At 63.1% G+C, this 7,200-nt stretch carries 8 protein-coding genes; 5 read left to right on the top strand and 3 right to left on the bottom strand.

What is annotated here, in order from left to right; all coding sequences use genetic code 11:
- Positions 1-1,525: 1,525 nt before the first annotated feature.
- Together VGH98_22725 and VGH98_22720 are read right to left on the bottom strand one after the other, a co-directional pair.
- Positions 1,526-1,957 (bottom strand): aspartyl protease family protein, encoded by a 432-nt coding sequence (locus VGH98_22725; protein ID HEY2378814.1) that lies wholly within the window; start codon positions 1,955-1,957, stop codon positions 1,526-1,528.
- Positions 1,958-1,988: 31 nt separating this feature from the next.
- On the bottom strand, positions 1,989-2,429 hold the full coding sequence (locus tag VGH98_22720; GenBank protein ID HEY2378813.1) for a MarR family transcriptional regulator: 441 nt from the start codon (positions 2,427-2,429) through the stop codon (positions 1,989-1,991).
- A 115-nt stretch (positions 2,430-2,544) separates the two neighbouring features.
- Here VGH98_22720 and VGH98_22715 point away from each other — a divergent pair, with 115 nt between their 5' ends.
- From VGH98_22715 to VGH98_22695, 5 genes are all read left to right on the top strand, one after another.
- The gene (locus tag VGH98_22715) at positions 2,545-3,087 is read left to right on the top strand and encodes a hypothetical protein (GenBank protein HEY2378812.1); all 543 of its coding nucleotides are present in this window, start codon (positions 2,545-2,547) and stop codon (positions 3,085-3,087) included.
- A gap of 2 nt (positions 3,088-3,089) precedes the next feature.
- Positions 3,090-3,848, top strand: coding sequence for an SDR family NAD(P)-dependent oxidoreductase (locus VGH98_22710; GenBank protein HEY2378811.1), 759 nt, complete (start codon positions 3,090-3,092; stop codon positions 3,846-3,848).
- Between the two features lie 51 nt (positions 3,849-3,899).
- The gene (gene sigJ / locus VGH98_22705) at positions 3,900-4,826 is read left to right on the top strand and encodes an RNA polymerase sigma factor SigJ (protein ID HEY2378810.1); all 927 of its coding nucleotides are present in this window, start codon (positions 3,900-3,902) and stop codon (positions 4,824-4,826) included.
- Between the two features lie 65 nt (positions 4,827-4,891).
- Positions 4,892-5,473: a hypothetical protein gene (locus tag VGH98_22700; GenBank protein ID HEY2378809.1), complete on the top strand. Its 582-nt coding sequence runs from the start codon at positions 4,892-4,894 to the stop codon at positions 5,471-5,473.
- Positions 5,474-5,485: 12 nt separating this feature from the next.
- Positions 5,486-5,842, top strand: coding sequence for a hypothetical protein (locus tag VGH98_22695; GenBank protein HEY2378808.1), 357 nt, complete (start codon positions 5,486-5,488; stop codon positions 5,840-5,842).
- 1,158 nt (positions 5,843-7,000) lie between these two features.
- Here the strand turns inward: VGH98_22695 and VGH98_22690 are convergent.
- The gene (locus tag VGH98_22690) at positions 7,001-7,129 is read right to left on the bottom strand and encodes a hypothetical protein (protein HEY2378807.1); all 129 of its coding nucleotides are present in this window, start codon (positions 7,127-7,129) and stop codon (positions 7,001-7,003) included.
- Between the last annotated feature and the right edge of the window lie 71 nt (positions 7,130-7,200).

The raw sequence follows: 7,200 nt of genomic DNA, 5'->3' as shown, positions 1-7,200 counted from the left end.
GTGCCTATAAAGACACCGGAATTCCAAAAACTGATATGCGGATCGCGCTCCGATTGTCTCACGAGAGTGTGGTGTCGTCATGCCTCCTACTGATAGGAACGCCGGCGACGGCATTGTGACTAGTCTGATCGATTCGTTTGTCCGCTCCGTATTAAAGACGTTGCCATTCTGAAAACCTCTTAGTCGGATGCCAACTTTTTTGTAACGCCGCTACTCTATCAACGCCGCCGCGTTCCAGTTTGGCCCGCCGGTGTTTTTTCGGTGAGCTGCCACCAGCCGCCTCGTTGAGCGTGTGCTCGCCGCCGGTGTGCGTGCTGCGCAGCGGTGTGAACGTGCTTGGGAAGTTGTTGTGCGACTCGGAAACGTTGTGATGGGCGGCGCAACGGGTGCGGCACAGCCCAGCAATGTTGCGGTCGATGGAGCCGACGCGACACACGAGCCTGGAAAGGTTGCCGCCACTGCTGCAAAGGTTGGAGCCGCGTGTACAAAGGTTGCACGCGAGCCTGCGACTGTTGCACGTGAGCCTGCGAACGTTGCACGCGAGCCTGCGAACGTTGCGCTCGAGCGTGCAAACGTTATCGCGGCTCCTGCAAATGTTGCTGCCCTTCCTGCAAGCGTTGCACGCGAGCGTTCAAAGGGTGCGCTTGAGCGCTGAAAGGTTGCGCTCGACCGTTCAAACATTGCGCGTGAGCGTGCAACCGTCGCGCTGCGGTACGCGAACATCGCCGTCGAGCGTCCGAACATCGCCGTCGATCGAGCCGTGGTTGTCGTCGAGCTGGCAAATGTTGTCGTTGATCGACCAGATGTTGCGGTTGAGCTGGCAAACGTTGCCGCCGAGCTGGCAAGTGTTGGTGTCGAGCTGGCAAATGTTGTCGTCGATCGACCAGGCGTTGCCGTCGCTCAGTCAAATGTTGCGGTCGGTCGGACAGAGATTGCCGCCGATCGGGCTAGTGTCACCGTCGCTCCAGCAAACATTGCCGTCGATCGAGCACACGCCCGTGTGTATCGAGCAAGCGCAAGCGCCGATCGAGCACGCAATGGCGTCGATCGAGCACGCAATGACGTCAATCGAGCACGCAATGGCGTCGATCGAGCACGCAATGGCGTCGATCGAGCATGCAATGGCGTCGATCGAGCACAAGGGGGCGTCGATCGAGCACGCAATAGCGTCAATCGAGCACGCAATAGCGTCAATCGAGCACGCAATGGCGTCGATCGAGCACACAGTGGCGTCGATCGAGCACAAGGGGGCGTCGATCGAGCACACGCCCGTGTGTATCGAGCAAGCGCAAGCGCCGATCGAGCAAGCGCACGCGCCGATTGAGCAAGTGTCAGCGGCGATCAGACACACGGCGGCGGCGATCGCGCTAACTGCGCAGTCGATTGTGCAGCTCGAGCCGTCGCTTGCTCAGGCGTCAGCGCAGATTATTCGTCGCGGTGTCTCTCTCGAACGAGAAGAGCTCTCTCTTACGAAAGAGCTATCGTCCGCGACACGAATCATAGCGCCAGATCGGGAAAGCGCTAATCACGGTGCAAGCGTATACACCTGGCTTCCGTACGCCGCCCACCCGGAGCGACCGATCACCGCGGCAGGTACTGGGCCCGTTGGTACGAGCTCCTTGCGCCCGAGGTCGACGCGTAAATTGAGGCTCTCGAGCCCGATGGCGCCTAACAACGTCATGTCATCAGGCTCGCCGAACACCACGGCCGCCGCGGCGGAACGGTCGCCGGCGTAAATCATTGCGAAGCCGAAATCGCGCTCCAGCACGCGACCGTCGGCGGTCTCGAATCGGTCGCGCCGAACGCGCGCGATCCCGAGCGACTCGAGGACAGCACTTGGCACCCAGTTGTACTCACTGCCGGTGTCCACCATGACCTCGATTGGAATGAGAGGCGCACCGCCGGTCAGGCTGCCGACGCTCATCGACGTTCGAAGAATTCCCATGGCTTGCATCATGACGCATACCTCGCTGGAACCTGTACCATACTCACCGACTACCAGGTGGTAGGCGCTCGAGGAGGCGCTCGAGGGCGGTGAGCTCGGCGGCGTCGAGGGTGAGAAGCTCCGCCGGCGGGGCGTAGAAGGCCTCCATGAGCTCCGCCTTGAGGCGCACGCCCTTCGCCGTGAGCAGCACCAGCTTGACGCGGCGATCGTTAGGCTGATCGCGGCGGACAGCCAGGCCCGCGCGCTCGAGACGATCCACGATCCACGTCGCGTTCGACGCGTCGCAGCGCCACTCGGCGGCCAGAGATCGCATCGTGCGCCCCTCCTCCTGGCTCAACGAGCTGAGTGCGCGGGAATCGTTCGGCGTCAGCCCAAAGCGGCCGAGCACGTCCGTGCGCCGCGGACCGGTGCTGATGAGGAAGTCGAACATCAGCTGCCACACCCGGCGCGCGCGGGCTTCTTTGGTCTTCGACGAGCTCGCCATGTGGCGAAGAGTAGGGGCTGAAACCCGACAGTTCAACACCCGTAATGGTTGAACACAACAAATAGTTGATATGCTTCAACTATCTGGCCTTTACTCTCTCAGGAGGATGCCCTCAATGCTCCACGCGCTGCTTCTGTTCTTGCATGTGACGTCGGCGATGGGGATCGTTGCCGGCCTTGGGATCGAGGGGCTCGCGTTGCTGCAACTGCGGGCGGCACACACGGCGGAAGAGACGCGCCGGGCGCTCGCGAATTCGCGCTACGTGCAGCGCGTCGCCGGAACGAGTCTCCTCGCCGCCGTCGTCACGGGTGTGTATCTCGCCACGGCCTACTGGAGCTGGCGCGGCGCCTGGATGGGCGTCGCGTTTATGACGATCGTGGTCATGGCGCTCGTCGGCGGGGTGATGACTGGACGCGCGACGCTCCGCGCAATGCGCGCGCCGGCTGATGCGCTCGCTCCGGCCGCGATCGCGGCACTGCAAGCGCGGCTGAGCGCATCGTACTTCATCCGCCTCGGGCTTTTCCTGGGCATCGTGTTCTTGATGACGACAAAGCCGACGGCGGGGTCGACTGCCATCCTCGCCATTATCATCGCGGGGGCTTTGGGATGGCTCGCTGGGCTTCCGGCACGACGGGTTCGCGGCGCGGTGCGAGCCTAACGATGACACGTCTACACGGAAAGATTGCGCTGGTGACGGGAAGCTCGCGAGGGATTGGCGCCGCGATCGCGACACGCTTCGCCGATGCCGGTGCGGCCGTCGCTGTGCACGGGCGAGATGCCGCCGCGGTCGAGGCAGTACGTCAGACGATCGTCGCTGCGGGCGGGCGAGCGACGACCGTGCTCGGCGACGTGACACGTTTCTCAGAGATCGAGCGGATGCGGCGCGAGATCGAAGCAGAGCTTGGGCCGGTCGACATCCTCGTCGCGAATGCGGGAGCAAACTTGTCGCCGCCCGGCGCCGTCGAGGAGATCGACGAGGGGCAATGGCGGGCGACGCTCGACGGGAACCTCACTGCGACGTTCCTCACGATCAAGAGCTTTCTTCCAGGCATGAAGGCGCGCCGAGCTGGGGCAATCGTGACGATCTCTTCGACGGCGGCGAGGCGGCCACATTCCCACTCACCCGTAGCCTATGCGGCAGCGAAGGCGGGAATACACTTGCTCACTCAGGATGTCGCCATGCAGGCGGGGCCGTTCGGCGTGCGGGCGAACTGCATCGCGCCGGAGACGATTCTCACCGACCGGAATCGGGAGCGCATTCCCGTCGACGTTCAGCAAACGTTAATCGAATCACACGCGATTCGGAGACTGGGTACGCCGGAGGACGTCGCGACGGCAGCGTTGTATCTTGTGTCGGACGAGGCCGCGTGGGTGACGGGTGTCGTACTCGACGTCGCTGGCGGAGGCGTGATGCGGTAGAATCTGCTTTCTGGGCTGTCACAAAGAGGAGCCGCCTCCGTCTCACATAGTATGACTGCTACTCGAGCACATTCTGGAGAGGTCGCGAATGACGGCGTGGTGGAGCTGCGGCCGCGCTTGCTCGGCCTCGCCTACCGCATGCTGGGTGATTACGACGACGCGGAAGATGTCGTTCAGGAGGCTTTCCTTCGGTGGCAGAGCGCCGACCAATCGGCGATTCGATCAGCCGAGGCGTGGCTCGTCACCGTGACGACGCGGCTCGCCGTCGATCAGCTGCGGCGCGCGGGGAAGGAGCGCGCCGAATATCCCGGACCGTGGCTGCCGGAGCCGATCGCGACGAATACGGCGCAGATTGCCAGTACGACACCAGCGCCTAACGATGCAGTCGAGCTCGCGTCGGATCTCTCGGTGGCATTGCTCGTGTTGCTTGAGCAGCTGCGGCCAGAGGAGCGCGCGGCCTTTCTGCTGCGCGACGTCTTCGACACGGGCTACGAGCAGATTGCACAAATCCTCGAGCGAACGCAGGACGCGGTGCGGCAGATGGTGAGCCGAGCGCGCACGCGCGTGCACGCGGGCCGGCGGCGCGTCACGCTGACACCGGGCGACCACGAGCGGCTGCTCGAGCGATTCACCAAGGCGATCGTCGAGGACGATGCGGAAGGGCTGATTGCGTTGCTGTCACCGGACGTCGTCCTCGCCACCGACGGCGGCGGCCGAGCACGCGCTGCGCTGAATCGACTCGTTGGGCGCGACCACGTGTCGAAGTTCCTGCTTGGAGTCAGGCGAAAGGGCGCCGCCGACCAGGAGATCAAGCTCACGCACCTCAATGGCGAGCCGGCGCTGGTCACGCTGCAAGATGGCGTCGTCACGTCCACGTGCAGCATCGAGGTCGACAGCACCGGGATTTGCGCGCTGCACATCATGCGCAATCCGGAGAAGCTGGGTCACACGATCGAGCCCACCGAACCGTTGGTGTAAATCGCCTGTCACAGAACGCACGCGTCTCCGTCTACCAATCGCACGAACAGAGACAGGAGGTCCGTGTGTCCACATATGGCATCGTTGTATTCCTTCACATCGTTGGGGCGTTAGGCCTCTTCGTCGGAATCGGGCTCGAGCAGGTGAGCCTCGCGCGCCTGCGAGAGGTCGGCACGACGAATCAGGCGCGTGACTGGCTCGGTGTGTTAGGCAGCCTGCGACGCGTCGACGCGCCATCGGGGCTTCTCATCCTCGCGACTGGCATCTTCATGATGGTCGCGCGCTGGGGGCATGACGCGTGGATCGGGCTCGCGATTGTCGGCATGGTGCTGATGGCGGTGCTTTCCATCGCGGTGACGAGCCGGCGCGCGAGAGCGTTGAACCACGCAATCGGAATGTCGGACGGGGGGATATCGAGCGGTCTGCGTGCCCGACTGTCCGATCCCCTCATGCGCTCGGCCGCCATGGTGCGCGCCGCGATCGCGCTCGGGATCGTGTTCAACATGGCGTTGAAGCCGGCGGCGCCGAGCGCACTGGCGGCGTTTGGCATCGCGGTGGCGGCAGGCGTACTGGTGGCATTGACGCAATGGAACGGTCGTCGCGACGCGGTTCCGTCGGGACAGCCAACCGGCGAGTCGTTAGGGTGAGTGGCGGGCAACATGACTCTCGCTGCGAGCGAGCTGGAGAGAAATGGCGAACGCGGCATCGGCGACCTGGTCGAATCCGCGCGTCAGCTCTATTGTGGCCTTCTGAATGGACGGCAGCTGGCGTCAGACGCGCACGACCTTGAACGAGGGCTTTCGTTCCTGGTCGGTGGTGTGGTCATCGAAACAGGATACCGACGCCGCGGCCAATCGGGGCGGATCGTGCTGCGAGTCAACGATCCCAGGGGTGTCGCCGCGCGCTGCTGGAATGCGGGATATACGGTGTTGGTGGACGATGGCGCGTCATCGGAGGCTCCGGCGCTCGGCGTCATCGATCCGTTCGGCTTACGCATTGACCTCGACCGTTGCTAGAGTGAGTCGCGCACCGCATTGGCCAGGTCTCGCTAAGCATTGGGCAGCGGCCATCGCGAGCCTCGCCCGGAGCATCATCGCGCGCTCAGCCATTGCAATCTTTCCACAGTTGGGTGTGGAAAATATTACCTGACAGCAGCTTATCGGTGGAGCTGACTACAAGGTCCTGCTCAACAACGGAATTATCTGATGCGTGTACGGTGCCTTCGGATTTCCAGTGCAACAACTGGCCAAGCGCGAGCCGATAGTAAGTGGCTGACGGTGGGCAAGGCTTACGCGGTACTCGGGGTACTTGCGTCCGCAGAACGGGGAATTCTCCTCCAATTGTTCAGCGATGATCACGTGTCGGCCTTTTTTGCGGCACGTGACTTTGAAATCGTCGACGGCGCAGTCTCAGACCACTGGAGGTGCACTCTTCACAACGGCGCGCTGGAGATCGGGTTCCCGAGTCTACTGCGTCGGGGCTTTTGGGAGGACTTCTTCGAGGGTTCCGAGGAGGCGCGCCTTGAGTTGCAGCGAATTCGTGTGCAATTCTTTGGCGGGGACCAATCCAATTGAGTGCTCGCCGAAGGCGCGGAGCCGCGTGGGTCCGGACCACCTACGCGGCTTCGCCTAGGCGTCAGCACCTGACGTCTAAGTGTGAGCTTGTCCCCGTTTGGTAGACACGGCGTTAAGTGTGGAACTGGGGATGAGGAAATTTGAAAGTAGTGTTCAATCCAGATGGACTCCAGCCTTGGGTCGGGTGCCGATCTGCCGTCTAGCGCGATTTTGGGAGGTCGGTTTTGCGGTGACGCGCTACGCGGCCACGCGCAGCTGCGCTTCATACGCGGCCGGACTCACGTAGTCGAGGGTCGAGTGGCGCCGCTCCCTGAGATGTCTCACAGCACGCGGACGTCATTCCGGACTCCGCGCGGGTGCGGGCCATCATGCTTGTCCGAAGCGGCTGACAGTCCGATTCGGGATTTCACCTTTCGGCCGGAGGATGCGTACCGGCACCGTAGCACGGTGCGGCGACAGGACCGACGCTTGCTGGATTCAACGCAGTTGATCCAATACGGCTGCCGGTGAGTGGGCAGTACTCCGGCAGCGGTCGCCTAACGAGTTCGGAAGAAACTCGCAGGGGCGACGCTGCTGCCGCTGTGCATATCGGCCGGCCCTTCAGTTCTTGCCGCGCGCCCCGAGCGACCGATCAGCTGCCGGTATGGGCCCCCGCGGCACCAGATTCTTAAGCCCCAGGTCGACGTGCAGATTGAGGCTCTCGAGCTCGATCGCACTCAGCAGTGTCATTATCACTTGGCTCGCCGAAACACTAATGGTCGTCTGGGGCGTCGCTTGCGAAGCCGGGAAGCCCGCGACAC

Source organism: Gemmatimonadaceae bacterium (assembly GCA_036496605.1).
GTDB lineage: Bacteria > Gemmatimonadota > Gemmatimonadetes > Gemmatimonadales > Gemmatimonadaceae > AG2.
This window is presented reverse-complemented; position numbering and strand designations above follow the sequence as displayed.